This window comes from Deinococcus sp. YIM 134068 (assembly GCF_036543075.1).
GTDB lineage: Bacteria > Deinococcota > Deinococci > Deinococcales > Deinococcaceae > Deinococcus > Deinococcus lichenicola.
Genome location: NZ_JAZHPF010000037.1, coordinates 1 through 19,238, shown reverse-complemented (window position 1 = coordinate 19,238; position 19,238 = coordinate 1). Strand labels below are relative to the sequence as shown.

36 protein-coding genes are annotated in these 19,238 nt (G+C 67.0%); 1 reads left to right on the top strand and 35 read right to left on the bottom strand.

Annotation, left to right across the window (positions count from 1 at the left end; all coding sequences use genetic code 11):
- The 29 genes from V3W47_RS19060 to V3W47_RS18920 all read right to left on the bottom strand — a co-directional run.
- Nucleotides 1-334 (bottom strand): hypothetical protein (locus tag V3W47_RS19060; protein WP_331826821.1); only part of this gene is annotated, 334 nt, incomplete at its 3' end.
- Nucleotides 334-708 (bottom strand): hypothetical protein, encoded by a 375-nt coding sequence (locus V3W47_RS19055; protein ID WP_331826820.1) that lies wholly within the window; start codon nt 706-708, stop codon nt 334-336. The genes V3W47_RS19060 and V3W47_RS19055, both read right to left, overlap by 1 nt.
- Complete coding sequence (locus tag V3W47_RS19050; RefSeq protein WP_331826819.1) at nt 695-943, bottom strand: hypothetical protein; 249 nt, start codon at nt 941-943, stop codon at nt 695-697. Before V3W47_RS19050 ends, V3W47_RS19055 begins: the two co-directional genes overlap by 14 nt.
- Nucleotides 944-952: 9 nt before the next feature.
- Nucleotides 953-1,165, bottom strand: a complete 213-nt coding sequence (locus V3W47_RS19045) for a hypothetical protein (RefSeq protein WP_331826818.1) — start codon at nt 1,163-1,165, stop codon at nt 953-955.
- Nucleotides 1,162-1,800 (bottom strand): hypothetical protein, encoded by a 639-nt coding sequence (locus tag V3W47_RS19040; RefSeq protein WP_331826817.1) that lies wholly within the window; start codon nt 1,798-1,800, stop codon nt 1,162-1,164. Before V3W47_RS19040 ends, V3W47_RS19045 begins: the two co-directional genes overlap by 4 nt.
- Complete coding sequence (locus V3W47_RS19035; RefSeq protein ID WP_331826816.1) at nt 1,800-2,213, bottom strand: hypothetical protein; 414 nt, start codon at nt 2,211-2,213, stop codon at nt 1,800-1,802. Before V3W47_RS19035 ends, V3W47_RS19040 begins: the two co-directional genes overlap by 1 nt.
- The gene (locus tag V3W47_RS19030; RefSeq protein WP_331826815.1) at nt 2,213-2,488 is read right to left on the bottom strand and encodes a hypothetical protein; all 276 of its coding nucleotides are present in this window, start codon (nt 2,486-2,488) and stop codon (nt 2,213-2,215) included. The genes V3W47_RS19035 and V3W47_RS19030 overlap by 1 nt, the downstream gene beginning before the upstream one ends.
- Before the next feature lie 2 nt (nt 2,489-2,490).
- Nucleotides 2,491-3,117 carry a hypothetical protein gene (locus tag V3W47_RS19025; RefSeq protein WP_331826814.1) on the bottom strand — a complete coding sequence of 209 codons (627 nt, stop codon included), beginning with the start codon at nt 3,115-3,117 and terminating at the stop codon, nt 2,491-2,493.
- On the bottom strand, nt 3,114-3,395 hold the full coding sequence (locus V3W47_RS19020; protein ID WP_331826813.1) for a hypothetical protein: 282 nt from the start codon (nt 3,393-3,395) through the stop codon (nt 3,114-3,116). Before V3W47_RS19020 ends, V3W47_RS19025 begins: the two co-directional genes overlap by 4 nt.
- 4 nt (nt 3,396-3,399) lie before the next feature.
- Nucleotides 3,400-3,678: a hypothetical protein gene (locus tag V3W47_RS19015; protein WP_331826812.1), complete on the bottom strand. Its 279-nt coding sequence runs from the start codon at nt 3,676-3,678 to the stop codon at nt 3,400-3,402.
- Nucleotides 3,675-4,433 (bottom strand): hypothetical protein, encoded by a 759-nt coding sequence (locus V3W47_RS19010; protein ID WP_331826811.1) that lies wholly within the window; start codon nt 4,431-4,433, stop codon nt 3,675-3,677. The genes V3W47_RS19015 and V3W47_RS19010 overlap by 4 nt, the downstream gene beginning before the upstream one ends.
- Entirely contained in the window at nt 4,433-4,915 is a 483-nt protein-coding gene (locus V3W47_RS19005) for a hypothetical protein (RefSeq protein ID WP_331826810.1), read from the bottom strand. Before V3W47_RS19005 ends, V3W47_RS19010 begins: the two co-directional genes overlap by 1 nt.
- Before the next feature lie 44 nt (nt 4,916-4,959).
- Complete coding sequence (locus V3W47_RS19000) at nt 4,960-5,352, bottom strand: hypothetical protein (RefSeq protein WP_331826809.1); 393 nt, start codon at nt 5,350-5,352, stop codon at nt 4,960-4,962.
- A gap of 2 nt (nt 5,353-5,354) precedes the next feature.
- Nucleotides 5,355-5,561: a hypothetical protein gene (locus tag V3W47_RS18995; RefSeq protein WP_331826808.1), complete on the bottom strand. Its 207-nt coding sequence runs from the start codon at nt 5,559-5,561 to the stop codon at nt 5,355-5,357.
- On the bottom strand, nt 5,562-5,876 hold the full coding sequence (locus V3W47_RS18990) for a hypothetical protein (RefSeq protein WP_331826807.1): 315 nt from the start codon (nt 5,874-5,876) through the stop codon (nt 5,562-5,564).
- Nucleotides 5,877-5,897: 21 nt separating this feature from the next.
- Nucleotides 5,898-6,659, bottom strand: a complete 762-nt coding sequence (locus V3W47_RS18985) for an AAA family ATPase (protein ID WP_331826806.1) — start codon at nt 6,657-6,659, stop codon at nt 5,898-5,900.
- Nucleotides 6,656-7,108, bottom strand: coding sequence for a hypothetical protein (locus V3W47_RS18980; protein WP_331826805.1), 453 nt, complete (start codon nt 7,106-7,108; stop codon nt 6,656-6,658). Before V3W47_RS18980 ends, V3W47_RS18985 begins: the two co-directional genes overlap by 4 nt.
- Nucleotides 7,105-7,662 (bottom strand): M23 family metallopeptidase, encoded by a 558-nt coding sequence (locus tag V3W47_RS18975; RefSeq protein WP_331826804.1) that lies wholly within the window; start codon nt 7,660-7,662, stop codon nt 7,105-7,107. Before V3W47_RS18975 ends, V3W47_RS18980 begins: the two co-directional genes overlap by 4 nt.
- Nucleotides 7,663-7,729: 67 nt before the next feature.
- Nucleotides 7,730-8,257, bottom strand: coding sequence for a hypothetical protein (locus V3W47_RS18970; RefSeq protein ID WP_331826803.1), 528 nt, complete (start codon nt 8,255-8,257; stop codon nt 7,730-7,732).
- The gene (locus tag V3W47_RS18965; RefSeq protein ID WP_331826802.1) at nt 8,254-8,598 is read right to left on the bottom strand and encodes a hypothetical protein; all 345 of its coding nucleotides are present in this window, start codon (nt 8,596-8,598) and stop codon (nt 8,254-8,256) included. The genes V3W47_RS18970 and V3W47_RS18965 overlap by 4 nt, the downstream gene beginning before the upstream one ends.
- A 118-nt stretch (nt 8,599-8,716) precedes the next feature.
- A complete protein-coding gene (locus tag V3W47_RS18960) occupies nt 8,717-9,175 on the bottom strand; it encodes a hypothetical protein (RefSeq protein ID WP_331826801.1) in 459 nt (152 codons plus the stop codon).
- Entirely contained in the window at nt 9,172-9,456 is a 285-nt protein-coding gene (locus V3W47_RS18955) for a hypothetical protein (protein WP_331826800.1), read from the bottom strand. The genes V3W47_RS18960 and V3W47_RS18955 overlap by 4 nt, the downstream gene beginning before the upstream one ends.
- Before the next feature lie 144 nt (nt 9,457-9,600).
- Nucleotides 9,601-10,074 carry a hypothetical protein gene (locus tag V3W47_RS18950; RefSeq protein ID WP_331826799.1) on the bottom strand — a complete coding sequence of 158 codons (474 nt, stop codon included), beginning with the start codon at nt 10,072-10,074 and terminating at the stop codon, nt 9,601-9,603.
- A 61-nt stretch (nt 10,075-10,135) separates the two neighbouring features.
- Nucleotides 10,136-10,498, bottom strand: a complete 363-nt coding sequence (locus V3W47_RS18945) for a hypothetical protein (RefSeq protein ID WP_331826798.1) — start codon at nt 10,496-10,498, stop codon at nt 10,136-10,138.
- Nucleotides 10,495-10,716: a hypothetical protein gene (locus V3W47_RS18940; RefSeq protein ID WP_331826797.1), complete on the bottom strand. Its 222-nt coding sequence runs from the start codon at nt 10,714-10,716 to the stop codon at nt 10,495-10,497. The genes V3W47_RS18945 and V3W47_RS18940 overlap by 4 nt, the downstream gene beginning before the upstream one ends.
- Entirely contained in the window at nt 10,713-11,351 is a 639-nt protein-coding gene (locus V3W47_RS18935) for a hypothetical protein (protein WP_331826796.1), read from the bottom strand. The genes V3W47_RS18940 and V3W47_RS18935 overlap by 4 nt, the downstream gene beginning before the upstream one ends.
- A gap of 140 nt (nt 11,352-11,491) precedes the next feature.
- The gene (locus tag V3W47_RS18930; protein WP_331826795.1) at nt 11,492-12,757 is read right to left on the bottom strand and encodes a hypothetical protein; all 1,266 of its coding nucleotides are present in this window, start codon (nt 12,755-12,757) and stop codon (nt 11,492-11,494) included.
- 278 nt (nt 12,758-13,035) lie between these two features.
- Entirely contained in the window at nt 13,036-13,197 is a 162-nt protein-coding gene (locus V3W47_RS18925; RefSeq protein WP_331826794.1) for a hypothetical protein, read from the bottom strand.
- The gene (locus V3W47_RS18920) at nt 13,181-13,939 is read right to left on the bottom strand and encodes a recombinase family protein (protein WP_331826793.1); all 759 of its coding nucleotides are present in this window, start codon (nt 13,937-13,939) and stop codon (nt 13,181-13,183) included. Before V3W47_RS18920 ends, V3W47_RS18925 begins: the two co-directional genes overlap by 17 nt.
- 517 nt (nt 13,940-14,456) lie before the next feature.
- Between V3W47_RS18920 and V3W47_RS18915 the strand changes: the two genes are divergently transcribed.
- Nucleotides 14,457-14,999, top strand: a complete 543-nt coding sequence (locus tag V3W47_RS18915) for a hypothetical protein (RefSeq protein WP_331826792.1) — start codon at nt 14,457-14,459, stop codon at nt 14,997-14,999.
- Nucleotides 15,000-15,346: 347 nt separating this feature from the next.
- Here the strand turns inward: V3W47_RS18915 and V3W47_RS18910 are convergent, their stop codons facing one another.
- From V3W47_RS18910 to V3W47_RS18885, 6 genes are all read right to left on the bottom strand, one after another.
- On the bottom strand, nt 15,347-15,889 hold the full coding sequence (locus tag V3W47_RS18910; RefSeq protein ID WP_331826791.1) for a hypothetical protein: 543 nt from the start codon (nt 15,887-15,889) through the stop codon (nt 15,347-15,349).
- Complete coding sequence (locus V3W47_RS18905; RefSeq protein WP_331826790.1) at nt 15,889-16,848, bottom strand: transglycosylase SLT domain-containing protein; 960 nt, start codon at nt 16,846-16,848, stop codon at nt 15,889-15,891. Before V3W47_RS18905 ends, V3W47_RS18910 begins: the two co-directional genes overlap by 1 nt.
- The gene (locus V3W47_RS18900) at nt 16,829-17,095 is read right to left on the bottom strand and encodes a hypothetical protein (protein WP_331826789.1); all 267 of its coding nucleotides are present in this window, start codon (nt 17,093-17,095) and stop codon (nt 16,829-16,831) included. The genes V3W47_RS18905 and V3W47_RS18900 overlap by 20 nt, the downstream gene beginning before the upstream one ends.
- The gene (locus V3W47_RS18895) at nt 17,092-18,030 is read right to left on the bottom strand and encodes a hypothetical protein (protein ID WP_331826788.1); all 939 of its coding nucleotides are present in this window, start codon (nt 18,028-18,030) and stop codon (nt 17,092-17,094) included. Before V3W47_RS18895 ends, V3W47_RS18900 begins: the two co-directional genes overlap by 4 nt.
- Nucleotides 18,031-18,978: a hypothetical protein gene (locus tag V3W47_RS18890; RefSeq protein WP_331826787.1), complete on the bottom strand. Its 948-nt coding sequence runs from the start codon at nt 18,976-18,978 to the stop codon at nt 18,031-18,033.
- Nucleotides 18,975-19,238: hypothetical protein (locus V3W47_RS18885; RefSeq protein WP_331826786.1), on the bottom strand; the 264-nt coding region annotated here is incomplete at its 5' end. The genes V3W47_RS18890 and V3W47_RS18885, both read right to left, overlap by 4 nt.

The window sequence follows — 19,238 nt, the reverse complement described above, 5'->3', positions numbered from 1 at the left end:
ACGCCGCCCGAAGGGGCATATCCCCGATGTTGGCGACGTACCCAGCGAAGGAGAAGCGACCCGCCACCTCCTGCACGTCCAGGCGCAGGCGCTCCGTCAGCTCCCCTTCGAAGATCAGGGGAAGGGCTGTCATGGAACGGGGCGCGAGCTGAGCGTTACTGCCGACCGCTGGAGGTGTCCCGTATTGATAGGCGAGCGTCCGCGCGGTGCCGGTCGTGCCGGTCTCCACGCTGTCCGTCGCGTCCTTGACGCTGTGGAGGGCGCACAGCAGCCGCTCCCATAGCTCGGCGAGCTTCGCGCCCGCTGCTGCCCCGTAACCGTCCATCAGGCCCATCAGCAGGCCTCCAGGCCCAGCGAGCGCCGGACAGGCCGAGGCAGGCTGGAGAGCACCAGGGGGAGCACGAGGAACGCCCCCCCGACCGCACGCACCAGGAAGTCAAGGTCCCGCCCGTTAACGTGCGGCGCACCGGCCAGCTCCCCGACGATCCCGCAGGTGTAGAGGAGACCCCCCACACCCGCCAGGAAATCTTCGGCGTCCGTCATGGTGCCGTACAGGAGTTCGACCGCTTTTTGTGCGCTGTAGACGAGGATCACAGCCCGCGCGGCGGTGAGAACGGCGTCGTACATGTCGGCGCTCATAACCGCGAGGCAGAAGAACATCCCGCACAGCAGCAGCACGGCCACGGCCTGAGTTCTAGTTGGATTCACTGGCTACCCCCTCGACGGCGGGCGGCGGCTGTGCCTGTTGCGCGTCGGCTGCCTTCTGCTTTTCGTGCGCCCGCAGACGGCCCACGACCGCCCCGAACACGAGCAGGAACACGCCGCCCCATCCGGCGTCCAGCCCTGTGCCGTGGGTGTAGGTCTTCACACCCAGCAGCAGGAACACGAGCACCGTTGCAACCACAACCACAGCCGCTAGGACGGCGTTTAGGTCTGTTTTCATGCTTCTCCTTCATCCGTACACCTTCGCGGCCTTCGCCGCCGCGCTCGTGGTGCCCGAGCAGCCACACCCACAGCCGCCCGCGCTGGAGCTGGCGACCTTCGGGGGTGGATTGAGCGCCACGACGACCAGGCCCACCGCGCCCGCGAGGAGGGCACCCCCAAGCGCGGTGTAGACGCCGGTACGGATGAGGGCCGGGGCCGTCTGTTCAGGTGCCCGCTTCACCCCTGCCTCTCAATCCACGGGATTTCTCGCTCGACGGCAGGCTGAGGCGTGACGGGCTGGATTGTGGGCGTCTTGATGATGGGCACCGTGGGAAGCTTGGCGACGATCCCGGCCACGACCTCGACGGTGGGCCGCTGGATGAGGGCCGGGACGGCAGGGGACACGGGACGAGGACCGCCTAGCGTTTCATCGAAGACTGAGGGGGGCGTCCCGCCTGCCCACATGGTCCCGCCGCCCGACGTGCCGCCGCTGCCCATGCCCATGTCCAGGGTCAGCCGGGGGGCCGTGACGACGGGCTGCTCAACGAGAACCGGCGTCACGATGGGGATGCTCACTGCCGTCTCTATGGCGGCCACGACGGCGGGGGAGGTAGCCGCCACACCTACGACCGTCGCCGTGGTGGTGGGGACGACCGCGCCGCCGGTCGTAATGGGTTGCTGGACGGGCAGGGTGTAGCCCGCGCTTCCCGTGCCGCTGACGGTCGTGCCGGTCGTCGTGCCCGTCTGAGCCGCCTTCAGCTCCCGCAGCTCTTGGACGCCCTTCCACGCGGCCAGGCTGCCCACGCCCAGGACGAGCGCCCATGTCAGGAGGTCACCACCGCTGAGGGTGTCCGACGACTTGCGCCGCCGGGACATTAGGGCGTCCCCGGATTCTGCTGCATGAACTGATTGAACTGCTCGACGTAGTTCACACCGTATTTCGCCGTCTGAGTCGGGCTTGCGTCACTGGAGGACGTGGGCGTGTCGGTGCCGCTCCCGGCCAGGACCTCCAGGCCGGTTGATCCCCCGTAGTAGCTGCTGAAGCTCCCAAAGCTGGAGGAGGCGACAGGGTAGTAACGGGAGGCGTCTACGCCGAACTGAATGCTGCTTCCCACCGTCGTACTCGTGGGGGCCGTGGTCGTGGTGGTGGTCGTCTTGTTCCCGCTGGAGGCGATGGAGGGAGTGCCCTGCTGGCGACGGTAGGCCACGACGCCCCCGAGGGCGAGGAGGCCCACCACGCCGAAGCCGAGGAGAGGCAGGCTGTCCGAGGACGTGCGCCGCTTGCCCATTACAGACCGCCGGACCGCTGCCCGTAGTAGGTCGTGAAACTGGGGGAAGCGATGGGGTAGTACAGGCCCGCGTTCACGCCGAACTGAATCGTGTTTCCGACGGTCGTACCGGCGGCGGTCGTGTCCGTCGTCGTGGTCGTCTCCGGCTCCGCGCTTCCGGCGGGCATGGTCTCCTGCTGCTTGCGCCACGCCATGACGCCGCCCACAGCGAGGAGGCCCACCACGGCGAAACCCACGAGGGACACGGTGCCGTCGTTCTTCTTCTTCTTGCTCATGTTCACACGCTCGCTTTCTTGAGGTCCGTCGTGGGCACGGTGTAGCCCAGCGCGGCCAGGTTGCGGACGGTGGACGCCTGCTCGGCCCCGAGGCGGGAGAGCTGCGCTTGCACCGGCTGGAGTTCGAGGGCGATGCGCTCAGCCCAACGGGGTGCCACGGCGGCCTCCGCCTTTTCGGCTGTGCCCGCCTGGATACATTGGGTCGTTGGGAAGACGCGGTGTTGCGCCTTGCACTGCGCCCACACGTCGTCAATCACGGCCTTGCGAAACTCGGGGGTGGGAGTCTTGGCCTTGATGGTGGACGCCTGCACCACGAGCACATCGATGTCGTTGTTGATCCGCGCCAGATCACGCCGGAGGGTGTCGATCTGGTTCTGCTTGTTCACGGCGGCCAGGTCTGCGACGGTGGCCGCGCCGGACGCCGGGGCCGCCGTGCTGCCCGTGGGGAGAAGTTGCGCGATGCCGGGCAGGATGCCGGACGCCGTGGGCTGTTGCGCGAGCTGCCCGCTTGCGGCGGCGGTGCCCGATTGCGCGTCCTGCACCTTGTCCCACTCGCGCCACGCGAGGAGGCCGCCTAACGCCACGGCCCCGAGCAGGGCCACGTCGCGCACCTGTAGGTCTAGCTTCATGCTTTCACCCCGATGAGCACGGTGTCCCAGCCGTCCCGGTTGTACGTGTAGTCCACCGCGCCCGTGTCGTACCCCTTCGCGGTCGGGATGGTGGAGACCATGCCGACGTTGACGACCGTGCCGCCGTCCACGGCGAGCGCCACGCCCGCCGGGGGGGCAGCTCCGGAGGCCGCGCCGGTCGGGGTCGTGGTGCGCTGGCTCCCCGAGAGCATGACGAGCGCCGCACCCACGACGCCCGCCGTGCCCACGAGGACGCCAATTACCGTTTTGGCGTCCACGCGCTCACTTCCCGATCAGCCGCGAGGCCAGGTAGACACAGCTCACGCCGAGAATGCCCGCGAGGCCGTAGGTGATGGCCTTCTGGGTGGTCTCCTCGCGTGCCTGCGTGATGGTCACTTCCGCGTTGATGGCGTTCTGTTGGTTGGCGAGCTGCGCCCCCGTGAGACCGTCCGTCGCCTTCTCCTGATCGGTATAGATGTAGGGGTTGACGACGTTCCCAATGCCCGTGACAACGCCTGTAACGAGGTTCGCCACGCCCACGTAGTCGGCGACCACGGTCACACCCCCTTGAGCTGACGCTCTGCCAGCTCCGCCAACATGACCGCGTTCGTGACCTGCACGGCGGTTTCTGTTGCCGGGATGCTGACCTCGTGCCGCGCGAGGCCATCCATGAAGACGGCGCTCGACGCGCGGACAGCGAGCGACAGGGTGAAGTTCTGCGGGATCGGTTGCGGGGTGCGCGCCGCGAAGGGGGCCGCGTCCCGGTCGGTCTGGTCCGTCTCGTGGAGGCTGCGGGCGCTCGTCCGGTAGAGCTGGATGTAACCGCCGCTCGACCCGAAGGGGCGGCCCGCACGGATGCTAATTTCACCGTCCCCGAACGTGTAGTAGACGCGCACCTTGCCCGCGTTGTTGGGCGTCTCGACCGTCACGGCACCGGTTGACCAGTCCACGGCCATGACGCGGGCGGGTTGCCAGGTCCCACCGGTAACGAGGGTGTAGGCGATCACGTCGGGGTGACTGGTGGCCGGGAACGCGCGGTCCGCACGGGTCGTCCTGACGAGTTTGCACCCGTCCACGTTGACCTGTACGACCACGTTCACGTTGGACCCCGCCGCTCCAGCCACGCGCCCGACTTCCCGGCGAGCCTGGAGGAAGAGGCGCATGGGCTGGTCGTGAAGCAGCGTCAGAATGGAACCGTCCGGCACGCGGAACGTCGCCACGTCCGAATCGTTGCCGGGGATCGGCGTAGCGGCCACGCTCACCAGGAGGGCCGCCGTGAGCGCCATGCGGCGCGGCTGGCTCAGAGTCGTGTACATCAGCCGTTCACCTCTTCCACGGTGATTTCGAGGTAGCTCTGATCCCAGTCCACGACCTCCGAGGACTCGACCGAGAACACCAGGGCCGCGCGGTTCTTGATGGTGAGGCTCGGCCCCACGTTCAGGTCGCAGGCCTGCGCGAGAGCGCCCCGGTACTGCGCGTTCTTCTGCTGGGTGGTGGTCAGGTCGGCCCAGGTCGTGAGGGGGATGGCGCGCACCTGGGTCGTGAACTCGGCGGCGGTCGTCCGGTAGCCGACGAGGAGCGAGCCGTCGCGGATGGTCTCGCCCGCGCTGTTGCGGAACTCGGCCACGATCACGGCCCCGTTGATGACGGACCCCTGCACCACGGTCACGTTGGGCAAGGTGTACTGCGCGCCGTCCGGCACGCGAACCGTCTTGATCGGGGTCGCCACGCCGGGTACGTTCTCGCGCAGGGTGACGATTTCGGGGGCGCTCTGGTTGCTGATGGTGGTCGTCTTCATGATTACCTCTGAGTTATGTGCGGAGAGAGGGCGAAGGGCCAGGGTCAGCGCAGGCCAGGGATAACGTCCTGAAGCATGTGCGTCAGGAGCACGGACGCGCCGCCCAAGAGGGCGTATTGCATCGGCGCGGAGTTGCTGTACTCGATCAGGGCGACGGAGCCGACGATCCCGACCGCGCGGGCCACGTTACGGTTGGTGCCGAACTGGGGAGCGGTCGCCGAGGTGTCGGCGGTCCCGTCAGCCTTGACGGCGTAGTACACGACCTTCCCGCCCTCGCCCGCGCTGGCGATGCCGAAGAGGTTGCGGGCCGACTTGTAGAGCGCCTTCTCGCCGTAGGCGTAAGCGGCCACGCCGCCCGCCGTGGCGAGCACGCGGGGGTCGGTGAGGGTTTCGAGGACGTTTCCATCCGGGGGGCTGATGAGCTGACTCTTGTTCATGGTCACTTCCTTCTCGCGCGTGCTTCACGCTGTTTCTCGGTGCGGCGGTGCTTGTCGTCGTAGGCGATGCCCCAGCGGCCCTTGTGGTTCTTGTCGCCGAACTTGCCGCCGATGGGGAACACCACGACGGAAACGAAGGTGTCCCGCAGCTTCTCCGCCTGCTTGGCCGCCGCCTCCCGGCTGCTGTAGGTGACGGAATGCCGGGCCATCTACGCCGCCTGTTCGAGCGCCTGGAGTTCGCGTGCGGCGTACACCTGCCGAACAAAGGCGGTCAGGATCACGCGCTCAGCACGGCGTTGGGCCGTGTTCACGGGCAGCAGGTCCATGTAGAGGCCGAGGATAGGCAGCAGGTGGTCACGCTCCTCGACCTCCTCCGCGACACGCTCCGCGAGGTAGTCCACCGCGACGGCTTCACGTTGCGCGCCGGACACATTGCCGGGGATGCTGGCCGCGTGCTCGATAGCTTGGGCCGCCAGGCGCCGGGCGGTCTTGAGGATGAGGTCTCGTGTTTTCGACGTAATCATGGGTGTGTTACCTCCGAAGGGTTAGGCGGCCCGTGGGGGGGACGGGCTGCCCGACAGAGGCACGGCGAAGCGGCGTCCGGCACTGTCCACGCGCACCAGGACGGCGCGACGGCTGCCCCGGTCGCGCACCATGTACTCACCAGGACGACCGGTGGCGGGGTCGGGGAAGGCGAGGATGCCGGGGTCCCGCAGCTCGGGCCACGTCCGCATCACGCGCTGACGTTCGGCCTCCTCGTCCATCGGGCACACCACGAGGACGGACACCATGCGGCGCACGGTCATGTCGATCATGTCCCCGCCCTGCCCGGCGAGCTGCTGAGTAATGGCGAGGCAGTCCACCCCGAACTTTCGCCCCTCGGCGAAGACGCGGCGCATCCCGCGCGCAAACACCTTTTGAGAGAGGTAGTTCTGTGCCTCGTCCACGATCAGGAGGACGTGGCAGCGGTCAGTCCCCAGTCTGCCGAGGGCCATGCACGCATTCCCTAGGGCGTCCATCCAGGCTTGCAGCCGCTTGGGATCGGCACCGGGCGAGACCTCGAAGTGGACCGCGCCGTGTTGCCGGATGGTGGCTGCCAGTTCACGGGGCGTCCAGTCCCGATCTAGGGCCGACATGTCCACCACGACGCGCCGCCGGGCGAACTCGGCAAGTTGAGAGGAGCTGTTGACGATCACCACGAAGTCGGGCTTACGCACGTACTGCCTGACGATCTGGCGAGCCGTGAACGTCTTGCCCGATCCGGTCCCCCCCAGGATCAGCCAGTGGTACGCGCGCCGGTCCTTCATTCCGTCATGTCCTCCGGGGCGAGCGGAGCCGCCGTCAGCTCCCGCACGTCCGCGTCGTCCGTCGCCACACGCCGGGCTGCCTCACGGGCCGCTCGACGGGCCGCGCAGGGACAGGGGCCGTCCGGCGCGGGGGCTGCTCGACGAGCTGCACAAGGGCACGGGGGACGCTCGACCACGGGGGGCGTCTGCTCGAAGATGGGCAGGTCCTCGTCGTCCAGGTCGTCGGGGTAGTCCGCGTAGATGTGGCCCTCAGCGGCCATCCATTGCGCGTGCTGCTCGGCCTGCCACTCCAGGCCTTCGGGCGTCTCCAGCCACTCGCGGAACTCCAGCGCGCGGCGCTCCCGCTCCTCTTCCGCCCGCTCTGCGTAGGCGTCTAGGACGAGGCTCAGGCCCAGCATCAGGCCCATACCTGCGATTCGCAGCCAATCGGAACTCAGCTTCATTTTCATGGACTCACCGCCTGTAACCGGCGCAGCCAAGCGTCCGGATCGGTGCAATACTTCGTGACCTCGGCGGCGGCACCGTACCGGGTGGGCCACCACAGCCACGAGGGGGGCTTAGCGTGGAAAACGTCGATGTGCAGATGAGCGCAGGGCCAGGAGCCGCGCCCCACGAAGCCCAGCACTTGACGCGCCGTGAGCTTCTGCCCCTTGACGACCTTCACCGTTGCGCCGGTCTTCTTGCTCGTCGCGTTGACGTGGCCGTACCGGACCCACCAGAAGCGGCCCTCCACGAAGACCTCCAGCACGATCACCGGCCCCCATGTGCCGTTCTGCGCGTAGCTGGCGAACTCCACCTGACACTCCCGGACGGTGTAAAGCGCGTCTCCCTCGTCGGAGTTGCACGCGCCGGGACCGTTCATGTCCGTTCCGGTGTGCCGGTAGCCCTTGAGCGCCGGTTGGGTGGGCAAGCCCGCAGAATTGGGGTAGCCCGCGAAGTAGCCGGAATCAAGAAAGGTCGTCGCGTGGGGCGTCTTCACGCCACGCAGAGGCCAGTACGTCACGCCGGACGGTCCGCCCGGCAACACCACGGACACCGCCCCATTGACGGGAGTGCCCGACGTTGACGGCTTAATGGTGGCCCCCGTACTGGCCGTGGTTGACCGGTACGCCGAGGCCGCCGCTAGCAGGGCCAGCAGGCCCCCCAGCGTTACGGCTTGCGTGGAGTTGATACGCACTGAGCACCTGCTTCCTTTGGAGGAGTGACGCGACGGCGAGCACGCCTACGCCCAACAGCACGCGGGCGATAGGGTGAAGCTGCTTGATGGGTCCGGCGGCCTCCGTCCCATCCGAGGGCATCAGTTCGTGGAGGGCCGGACCTATGCCGGTCGCCTGAACCCCGGCACGCACCAGGCGCGACGTGGTGAAGGACTGTTCGTACACGTTCCGCAGCTCGGGGGGCAGCGTGTCCGCGCCCGCAGCGGCGGCGGCTTGAATCAGGCCCTCAATGTGCGCGTTGATGCTGGCGCGGTCCGCGTCCGTGAGCGGCCTGGGGGCAGCGGGGGCGGGGGTCGGCTCGAACTCCGGCACCAGGTCCTCCCCCTCGGGAGCGGGCGGCGGGAGCAGGTCGTCCAACACCTGAGCGTCCGGGGCCGTCATCCAATCACCGTCCCGCCCGTCCGAGCCGTGGGGATTGGCGCGGCGGGAGCTGCTGGAGCGGCAGGAGGCGGAGTGGTGGGGGCCGCCGGGCTAGCGCCGCGCGCCGCGCGGGCACCGCCCACGACCAGGGCGACGAGGCCGAGGGCCGCGCCCGCGATCCACAGCCCCTTCCCCTTCTTCTCGGGGGCGGGTTGCTCCTCGGCCTCCAGCGCGGCGGGAGTCGTCTTCTCGGTGCTCGGCTTGGGCCGGTCGGGAATCTCCCCTAGCACGGCTTCCGTCACCGGGTCCAGGGGGCCGTTGATCGGCCCGGCTTCGACGGCTGGGACGGACGTGACGGGCACCGAATCGGGTACGTTTGCCGTTGTAAGGGTCGTGGAGAGGTCGGCAGGGGTCGGAGTGGACTCAGAGGCCGGGGGTAGGGCCGCAGCCCCCTTCTTGAGCATTCTGGAGGGGTCCATCTCATGCCCTCCGGTTTCGGCGGGAGCGGTTGCCCACGTAATCGTCGGCCCGGTCCACCCGCCTGTAAACGTTCTGCCCCTCGTCGTACACACTCCGCAGCCCGCCCGCGACTTCGTGACCTCCAGCGCGTACCTGGGCGATCAGCAGCGGTGCCGCAAGGCAGAGGGCCGCAACTCCCCAGATGGACCAGGGCTGCCGGGCCACATCCGCCGCGATCTCCTTCACGGTCGGAGACGTGGCAGTGGTGCCGGAGGTGGTACCGGATGTCGTGCCCGTCGTCGGGGTGGTTGCGGTCGTGGTGCTGTTCGTCGCAGTGGCCGCCGGGTGATCCGCCATGACGTACACGCGGCCCTCAGAGCTGGCGGAGGACGAGGGGGGCGTGAGGTTGAGGAGGCCCAGGATTTTCGACCCGAAGAGGGTCACGGCCAGGGAGAGGATGAGCTGAGCGGCGGGGATCATTTGATGACCACCCAGACGTAAAATTCACCCTTCACGGCGTCGTACCCCTTGCGCTGGAGGTAGGTAGCGCCGGGGATCGGGACTGCCCCGTGGTACGAGACGACGCCCTTGCTCTGCTTGACGTAGTTCCCGCTGAGGAGCTTCACTGTCCGGCCCAACTTCGCGGACAGCTCGCGTTCAAGGATCGGAATAGCTTTGTTCCACAGGCTATTCACGGTCGCCAACTTGGCGAGGACCGCGCGGCCTGCCGCACTGTCCGTCTGGTAGCGGACTTGGACCAAGCCGCCTACCTTCGTGTTTTTGTCTACCAGGACGAGACTCACCCACGTATGGTGCGCGTGAGCGTTAGGTGAATGTAAGGCTAAGACGCCCGGACGCTTTAGCCGGGCACTCTGCCCAACTCCCGATTTTTAATGTGGTGATCGTTAGAAAACGGGGGAGTCCGTCTTCATCTCCACTGCCAGGAGGGACCGTCCGCCGATCCTGTAGCAGACGACCTGATAGGCCCTATTCAGGACGGCACCCGAGGCCAGCAGCTCCCCCGCGTCCGACGCCCGGCTCATGCACCGCCGCACGCTCGACGGCTCGAAGGCCACCCCCGCGAAGGTCCGGGTGAAGTCGCGCGCAAGGTTGCCAGTGAAGGGAGTGCCGTACAGGAGCGCACTCTCCACCCGCCGCTCGTGATTCCTCACGACGACGACACCACCCCCACCGCGCAAGCGGTAGTCGTAGCTCACGTTGTCCAGCAGGTCCGGCGCAATGACCTCCCGCCGGATCAAATCACACCCGTAGGTCTGGCAGAAGCCGCCCTCCGCGACACTCCCCCGGCTACCCAGCAACGGTGCCGCACTCGCGGCGGAGAGAGTCAGCAGCAGGGCGAGCGGGGCGCGTGGGTGCATGTGGGCAGTATGCCCGGCGACTGTCACCGGGCACTTTCACCGGGCGTTGTGAGCCGATCCTTTAACCGCCCTCTGACACGGTGCGGAACGGTTCGGAGATGCGCGCCGCAACCTCCCACAACACGAGGACGCGGGCCGCTGTTGCCTCATCCACGCCGGGCACCTCCAGCAGCGCGCGGGGGCCGCGCTCACCGAGAGAGATAAACCCCCGCAGGCCGCCGTGAGGCTCCAGCCGCTCGGCGAGGCCGAGGGCCGCCGCCTCTGGGAAGAGCACCCGCAGCAGTCCCACGTCCGTCAATTCCTCAACCTTGAGCGGCGAGGCCTTGCGCGTGATGGCCCGGTACAGCGCACGGCCCGGACTGCACCGGGGCCGCACCGTGCGGCGCGTCCGGCGGGCCGTAGCGCGTGCCGGGCGGGCCGTCATCCCGACACCGGCCCAAGCTGGAGGGCGAGAATCCGCAGGCGCACGGGGTCGGCATCGAGGAGCCGCGCCATGTCGTTCTCAGCCCCCTTGACGACGTACCCCGGTACTTCCTCCTGCCGCTGGAAGGCCGCATTGACCTCGGCAAGCCGCGAAACTGCGATGAGCAGCGTGCGGATTTCGACTAACTCCGCCGTGGTCGCCTGAACGCCCACCGTCACCCCTCCACCCGCCTGAACTCGTCGCGCAGCCGCGCGAGTTTGGCCCGACGCTTTTTCAAGCTCTCCGCGTGCCGGGTCTTCGCGGCGGCAGTCTTTGCGCGGTCGTGACGACGCCGGGCGTCCCGCACCAGTTCCTCGGTTCTGAGGAGTTCGGTTCGTACCACGTCGGCGGGCCTCTGCTTCTTCCCGATCCCGGCGGCCTTGTTCCTAGCCTTTGTGGACGCGCCGCGCTTGGCCTTGTCGCTTCGGTGCGCCTCGTGCATCCGTTCGCGGTCCACCTCGTCGGCAAGCCGGGGGTTGAACGTCCGCAGCGCATCCCGGCTCAGCTCCTTTTCCGTCTCGCGCACGTCGCTCTTTTTCGCCTTGCCCCGTCGCTGTTCGGCGCGCAGCCCACCGAGCACGACCCGCGCCCCGGTCACTTCCCGATCCTCCCCGACTTCCTGCACCGTCCGCATGACGATCAGGCCGGGGTCAACTGCACGACCCTTCCGCGTCTTGCCCGGCGCCGGGGCGTCCTTCGGTCGCTTCACCCACTGGCCCGTCTCCGGGTCCTTGAACCGGACGCTACAGACCTCCACCGGGTAGGCGTCCGGCCCACGGGCGGGGCCACGCTTGACCTTGAAGTTTTTACCCACCCTGACGGTCTCGCCGGGCTTTATGGTGACGCTGCCCGGTGACGCTTGCCGGACACTCTGCCCGGTGTTGCTGCCCGGTGACGATGACCGGGGGGACAGACGCCGCCCCGTGCCGCTCCTTCGTGGTGTTGCTCGTTCGCTCATGCTTTCACCCCTTCTGCCGTACTCGCGGTTGGTGGGCCGCTGAACGGCAGCTCCCGCAAGTTCAGGCCGTGCTTGGCGCGTGCCCTCCGGTTCAACCTCGCCACGAGGAGCGCCCCTTGATTCCGCACGTCGCGGCCTTTCGATACATGCCGCTCGACGGTGATGTACTCCTTGCGAACGGTCTGATACCCCAGCCAGAGCAACGCGCGGTAGTACACGAACCGGGCTGCCCTCGGCTCCCGCTCGCCGAGTTGGACGGCCATGTGCCCCGCCAGTTCCCACAGATCAGGGCGTACTACGTGAAGCAATTCACGAGCCACGTCTTTTCCTCCGTCGTGTGATTCGGGCACGCCCCTATCTGGCATTGCCGCCGCGTTTTCCCACTCCTGGACGGGGTTTTCTGCCCCTCCGGGGCGTGCTGGGAGTTTTCCACAGGCCTCTTCGTTCTTCGTAAGTGGTGTTGGGTTCTTTTTAGTCCTGTCATCTTCGGAGATACACACTGGGACGACGAAAACACCGCTCTCCTCCACTGGCTCCGCGTAGCAGGCCGTCTCCAGGTCCCCAGGCAGAGGCGGGTCGTAGAGCGCCACGGTGAAGCACGTCGCTACGTTGCGCCGGGCACCGTCAAGGTCTGTCTGTTGGACTTTCTGGGTCCTGATCCATAAGTAGGCGAGCGGGTGGCGTAGCGCCTCGTAGAAGGTCGAGGGGGACATGCCGAGGTCCCGCGCGAAGCTCTCCCCACTCTCCCCCTTGCTCTCCACCACCAAGACGACTTGCTCACGGGCTGACAGCGGGCGCCCCGAGTCCGAGACCCGCAGGTAGCAGCGCGAGCGCAGCCCCTCCACAATCCGCGAGAGGTTGCGCCCCTGGTTGCCCAGCACGCGCCCTCCAGCGCATCCAGCGGCGCTCACACTGGAGAGGAGCCGTTGCCACTCGCGGGAGACCCCCGCACGGCGCAGCTCGGGCAGCACGCCGCCCATCCGGTGATACCCGAAGGTCACGGGAGCGGCCAGCGTCGGGGGCCGGTAGAAGGCCCGCACCGGGCGAGCTTTCACCGATTTCCTAAGCGGCCAGAACAGGCGCAGAGAGTCCACACGGCTCATGGGCATGAGGACGGGTTGCGCGGTGCCGGGCTGCTCGGGGCGAGGGGCACTCTGAGGGGGAGACTCCCCCCGTAGCAGCGCCGCCCGTTGACGGTCGAGGAGTTGCCGCCGGGCTGCTTCCTTCGCGGTCTGCTCGGCGGTGATGTGGGGAAGTCTCAAGAACGGGCCTCTTTCATCCGCGCACCCATGCCCAGAAGGCTTCTGACTCTCGCTCTGTCATGCCTTCATCCGGGGAGGAACGACGTTCGCCCCGGTCTGGCGCGAATTGCGGACAGAGCGGGGCGAACATGCAGGGGAGGGTCTGAGGGCGGTCATTTCCGGGCAGTATTGTCCGGTCGTTGTTACAAGGTCCTGACTGCTGAGCAAACGGCGTGCTATCGTTCATGGGAACTCACCTCGGTTCCCCTCAGACTTGTCTGGCCGGACGCTGAGGGTTTTTATTTTGTTGTAGGCGGCTTTTTGTTGAATTGGTGCTTAGGAATTGTGGGGTCGGGGTCGGTCAGCAGGTCCTCCACGGTGGTTGAGTAGAAGCGGGCGAGCTTGACGATAGGCAGCAGGTAGGCGTCGAGGCCGGGGTCGTTCTCATACCGCCTCAGCACGTCCTCGGCTACCCCGGTTGCCTTCTCGACCTCCACGCGCGTCAACCTCCGGGCCTTCCGGTGGCGTTTGAGGTTGGCCGCTAAGATCGTCATTTCGGGGGATGCTCGCCTCATCGGTTATAGCACCCAACCGGACAGAACTGCCCGAAACTTCAGACTTATCGATCTTTGAACCCTCTGCTCTCGCCACGTAACGGCGAACTGTAAGGGTCGAAACGCCGAAGCGGCGCGCAATACTTGCGACCGACACATTAGGGTCACGATACAGGGACACACAGAGGGCCGCGTCTTCGGGCGAGAGCTTGTTACGGCGTCCTCCCACCGAGCCGCGCTCACGCGCCGCTCTCAGGCCGTCCAGTGTGCGTGAACGGTTCACGTCCCGTTCGTACTGCCCGAAAGCCGCCGCCATTTGAAAGAGGAGCTTGCCGAGCGGCGTAGAGGTGTTCATGCCGTTGAACATGCCGGAGAGGATGACGAGCTGGACGCCGCGCGCCTCCAACTGGCGCACGATCTCCAGCAGGTCGCGCACGTCGCGGCCCATCCGGTCCAGTTCGTGAACGAGCAGAGTGTCCCCCTCGCGGAGTGTGTCCCACATCCGGACCCACTCCGCGCGCCGCTGGAAGTCCTTCCGCGTGCTGATTTTGTCCACGTACACGCGCTCACAGCCCGCCTCCCGGAGTGCGTCGAGCTGACGGTCTAGGCTCTGTTCGCGGGTGGAGACTCGTCCGTACCCGATTCGCATGCCCCAACCTAACACGTTTACGAACTCTGAGTTATGAAACTGTTTTTGTATCGGCTCAGCTTGGCGGGGACCGCGTGTTTCGGGTGCCCGCCTGACCTCGTTCAAAACTGATCGTTTGTGGATGTAACCTGAGATATGCCACGCGCCGAGCTAGGGAGGCGGTACGAAACTCCCGGAAGTTGGTACGACTGGAAAGCCCGTGAGTGGAAGCGGACTACTACAGTCGTCTTGGACGAGCACTTCAAGCACTGGCTGGTAGGACCGTGGCGGTTAGTCATGGTGGGTGGTCTGCTCCCCTGGCATGAACGCTGGCCCTACTACTACCGTTGGTGGATGCTGCAAAGCGACATGTCAGGGCGATGCATCATCATCCCTGAGAATGAAGTGCGACCATACATTCAGCCGACCTACACGGTGAAAAGCCTTGATATGTACGATTGAGCGGCGCTCTGAGCGCCACGAGCGCCCCGTGCGGTGAGCGCCACGAGCGCCGCTCACCCTCGGTTAGGCTGAAGATGTGCATGAACTCCCCCTCACGCTGACACCCGCTCAGGTAGGGGAACGGCTGGAGGTCAGCCCCGCAGGCCTCCGGCGTCTCGCCGTGACCTACGAGGAGGTCCACGGTCCTCTCCCCCGTCCACCCGGCTCCCCGTCTCGGCTATGGCCCTTGCCCGCTGTGGAGGCCGTAGAGATGGCCCGCGTGATGGTGGCGGAAGGAGAGGCACCCAGCATCAGACGGGCGCTGGAGCTGTTGAAAGGGGAGGAAGCAGGGGCACCGCTCGCACCGCTCACCCTCTCTGTGAGCGACGTGGGCGGTGCCGACCTAACCCAGTTGCGGGATGTGGTCGCCGCCCTTGCGCTCCAGGTTCACCGGCTCAGCGAGGAGCGGGCCGCGCACGTCGAGGAGCTGGCAGAGTTGCGCGCCCTCGTCGCCCAAGAGGGACGGCTGACGCGAGACGCCGTGCGCGCCGCTCTCACCGCTCAGAGCGCCGCTCAACTCGCGCCCCGTGCGGTCGGATGGTGGAGAAGACTCCTGAGCTTGGGGACTTCTAGCAAGTAGATTCGGGCGTGTCACTCTACTCAGAGCGGGAGTTCTATATGGTCTGGTGGACTCTCTGTGTGAATCAACCGCCCCTACGTAAAGCCTTCCCGACCTGGAACGAAGCGCTACGCTTCCTCGCCGATCTTCCCGATGGCTCAGGAGAAGTCGTGCATTTCCACCGGGGCAAGGGGTGGCGAGTCGTCGTTCAGTGGGGAAGGTGGGGCGTGGGAACGCTGTGCCAACCCTCTACGCGCTGGCAGTTCTTCCCCAATGGAGTGAGCTTCGAGGCGTTGCGCCGGGCGTGTGAATGGGCCGCCAGTCAGAACAGACGACCCGATTCACTCGGCATTGGTTAGAGAAGCGGTCTACACGCTGACGTACCCGCCACCCGCGCGCCGGACATGTCCGGATGCCTGCAAGCGGGCGAGTACCGGCCCTGTTTCCGCCGTAGGGATACTGAGGGCCGCCGCGAGGTCCCCCGCACTCCAGCCGCTCCCCTTCTTGGTCAGCTTGGCCGCCGCCGCGCGTGCTGTAGCGAGCGGCACCGGGCGAGGGGGCGAGCTGGAGGCGGGCGAGCGGGGGGCGCTCGACGTGCGCGGTATGACCGTGGCCCGCTTTCCGGTCCTCCTCGATGCCACGACCTGCGCGCGGGTCTTCCCTCGCCCTAGTTTCCCCTCAATGCGGGTGGAAACTGAGGCTCGACGTTCGGCCCGTTGCTCCCGCTCGCGCAACTTGGCCGCGTGCTCGCGCTCCTTCTGCCTCAACCGGGCTTCCGCCCTGCGTTCCCGCTCGCGCTCTTTGGCGGCCCGCTTCCGGTCCCGTTCCTTCTCGCGTTCGCGTTCCTTGCGTTCCCGGTTGCGCCGATCCCGTTCGGGGTCGTACTCCTGAAACCACCAGGACGCCCCCACTACTTCGCCATCCAGTCCGCCCAGGGAAGCGTGTGGAGGTTGAACGAGGCCGCCCGGCGCGTCATGGCGTGGACCTTCCAGGTGTAGCGGTTCGAGGCACCATTACAGCCGCACTCGTGACGCCAGACGCTTTGAGGACGTGAGCACGGCGTCCCGCTGCACCCGTACTGCTTGAACTGCTGGAGGCCGCCGGGTCCCAGCCCGTACATGAGCAGGGCGTCGTTCAAGCTGGAGGCACCGTAGGTCCGGCACTTCCGCATGTATCGAATGCCCGCACGCACGGCGTCCTGTAGGGTCGCCGGGGGGTAGGACATGCCCACGTCCGCGCAGCTCGTCCGCGTGACTTGTAGGGGGCCGTAGGCACCGCTCCCCGCCGTCGCCTTCATGGCTGGAGTGAGCGCCGATTCTGCCCACGCATGGCCCACAAGGAGGTCTAGGGGGTACTCCTCCTGCTTAGCGACGAGCGCCAGCTCCAGCGCGAAGTTCTGCCGGGCGATAGGGGAGAGCGCCCACGCGGTCGGGTTCGCCTGCACCAAGAGCGCCGACAGCTTGGTGGCCTGCTTCTGAAGGTCGCTGGAGGCGTTCACGGCGGGCTGTGCTGGAGATGACCAGGACGGCCCGGCAGGGGCCGCCGTGCTGCCCGTGCCAATCACTGAGCCGGTCGTGTAGCTGCCGCCTACCGTGCTCCCGACACTTGACCCGAAGCTCGACCCGCTGCCGGTCGTGTAGCTGCCGCCCACCGTGCTCCCGACGCTGGACCCGAAGCCGGACCCGGTGCTCGCCGAGCTGCCCGAATTGCTCGACGTGCTCCCCGTGGTGCCGCTCGACGTGCTGCCCCCGCTGGAGGTGCCCGTGCCGGTCGTGGTGGTCGTCCGGCGGCCACTCGCCACGGCGGCGGCCACGCCCACCGCCACGCCCGCCGCGATTCCGATAAACGCCCTATTGCTTCCGCTTCCCATTGTCCTCACTCCCTTTCAGTCCCGCGCGTCCGAACATCACGCGTGGGCCGCGTAACTCGCGCCCGGCTTGCGGTGAGTACCACGCGAAGGCGTGCAAGTCTGCGTAGATGACCCGCGCTGTACTGACTAGCCCCGCGACGTGGTGGCCGCTGCTGGAGGCGCGCGGCTGCACCTTGCCGACCAGGGCGGCCACGGGCACCGGGGCGGGCTGCACCAGCTCTCCCGGCGTCATGGCGCGGGGCATCATGCGCGGCCCCACGTCACAGCGTAGTCAAACGTCAATTTTTGACTACTGTTCTTAGTGATCTTCGCGCCATTTTGAAACGCGAGTTTGAATCCGTTGCCGGTCGTTGTCCAAAGGAATACATAGCCGTGGTGGTCGTAATTGCCAGCCGACGGCGCAATTTCGTACCGTTTCACACGGCGGCGCGAGCCTGCCACATACGGCTGAAGGGCACGGGTTACGCTCACCGTAGCGTATGCAGAGATTGTGTTGGGGGCACCTGTATCTGGTGCCGTCAGGATGACCAAATCACCCGGCTCTCCCGGTGCGAACGCCTGAAGAGCATCTGAAAAGCGGCTGCTGGACACGCCTGACGTACAGTACGTCGTCAGAGTGGCGAGGTCTCCGCCGCCGACATTCAGAACGCCCGGCACTGCCACATAAGGGAGACGGATGGTGAGATCGTGAGTGAGTTTGAGTTGATAGCCAGCCTGAACAGGCACCGCAACAGGGTTTCCTTGAGCGTCCCTGAACAATTCAGTGATAGATAACGAACTACTCGTGCCAGACGCCAAACCGTACTCGGTGACGTTATAGGCCGCCGTGAAATTGACGACGCGCACGGTTCGGAACGTGCCGACTAACTCATTCCCGACGACGCCTACTGTTTCGATTTGCTCGGCGTCGAAGCCGCCTGTCCCTCCTCCATTGGCGACCTCAGACCCAAGAGAGGTTTTAGTGGCGCTCGGGGCCGTGCTCCCCGTACCTACCCGGAGAGTGTTGCGGAAGCCGCCATAACGGACATTGGGAGCCGCTACCCCACGACCGTTTTCGTTGGCGAACGCATCTAATCCGGCATCCGTAATGAGGTTGTGACGCTCCCCGCGTGCCACGGTGCGCCCGGCAGCGTCGAGCACCTGCCACGCGGTAAATCCTGAAAGTGTGTGGTGTACGGCCATTTAGGTCAAGGCTCCTGTGACAGCCCCCGCGCCGGTCAGGGCGTGGGCGTGAGTGGAAGGGACGAGCGAGACGGCCAGCGTGCCGCTCACGCTGCCCGCGCCGGTCAGGGCGTGGGTGTGGATAGAAGAGACGAGCGAGACGGCCAGCGTGCCGCTCACGCTGCCCACGCCGGTCACACCGTCCCCGTAGGACAGCAAGGCGGCGACGACGGCCAGAGCACCGCTCACGCTGCCAGCGCCGGTCACGTCGTCCGCGCCGCTCGCCCGCCGCATGGCGTCCTCGATGACGGCGGCCACGCTCGCGCGCCCGGTGAGGCTGTCCGCACTCCGCAGAGGGTAGAGGTCCGTGGCGAGGGTCCACCGCGCACCGCTCGCCAGCTCCCCGACGAGCTGAAGGCGTAGCGCGGCGCTCACGGCCTGATCGAGCACGGCCCCCGCCTCCAGCGTGGCGACGTGGCGCGCGGCGACGTATTCCTCCCGCTGCACCCGGCTCACGAGGTCTGAGCCGATCAGGTAGTACAGGAGCACGTCGGAATCCGAGGTCTCCCCCAGGAGCGGCGCGTCACACCACAGCACGGGGTCCCGGCCCACAAACGACCCGCGCGTGCGGTAACTGTCCTGTCTGCCGTCCCACTGCCGGACGTACACGCCGCCCCGCTCCCAGGCGAGGACCGGGCGCGCGGCTTGATCAAAGGCGAGCGACACATGCCGCGCCGCTTCAAGGTCCGCCAGCGCGTCCGGGTCCGACCGCGCCACCCACGCCCCGCTGACGAGCTGGAGGAGCTGCGGCCCCTCCCGCGTCAGGGCGAGCGCCCACGGGCAGCCGTACAGGTCCGCCAGCGTGCCCGCGCCCGGCTCCCCGATCTGGAGGGGGCCGGGCGCGAGGGCCAGCTCAGGGCGACGAGTGCGGGCCGTCCGGCGTGTGCTGAGCACCGCCGGGCCGATCACGATAGGCTCACCTGATACACGGCGCTCTCCTCGACGGGTTCAAGGAGCAGGCCCCGAATGATGCACGGGACCTGCACCGTAGCCGCCGGGGGCAAGGTGAAGAGGCCGGAGTTCCCGCCGTCCACACTCAGCCACGCCGCCCGAAGGGGCATATCCCCGATGTTGGCGACGTACCCAGCGAAGGAGAAGCGACCCGCCACCTCCTGCACGTCCAGGCGCAGGCGCTCCGTCAGCTCCCCTTCGAAGATCAGGGGAAGGGC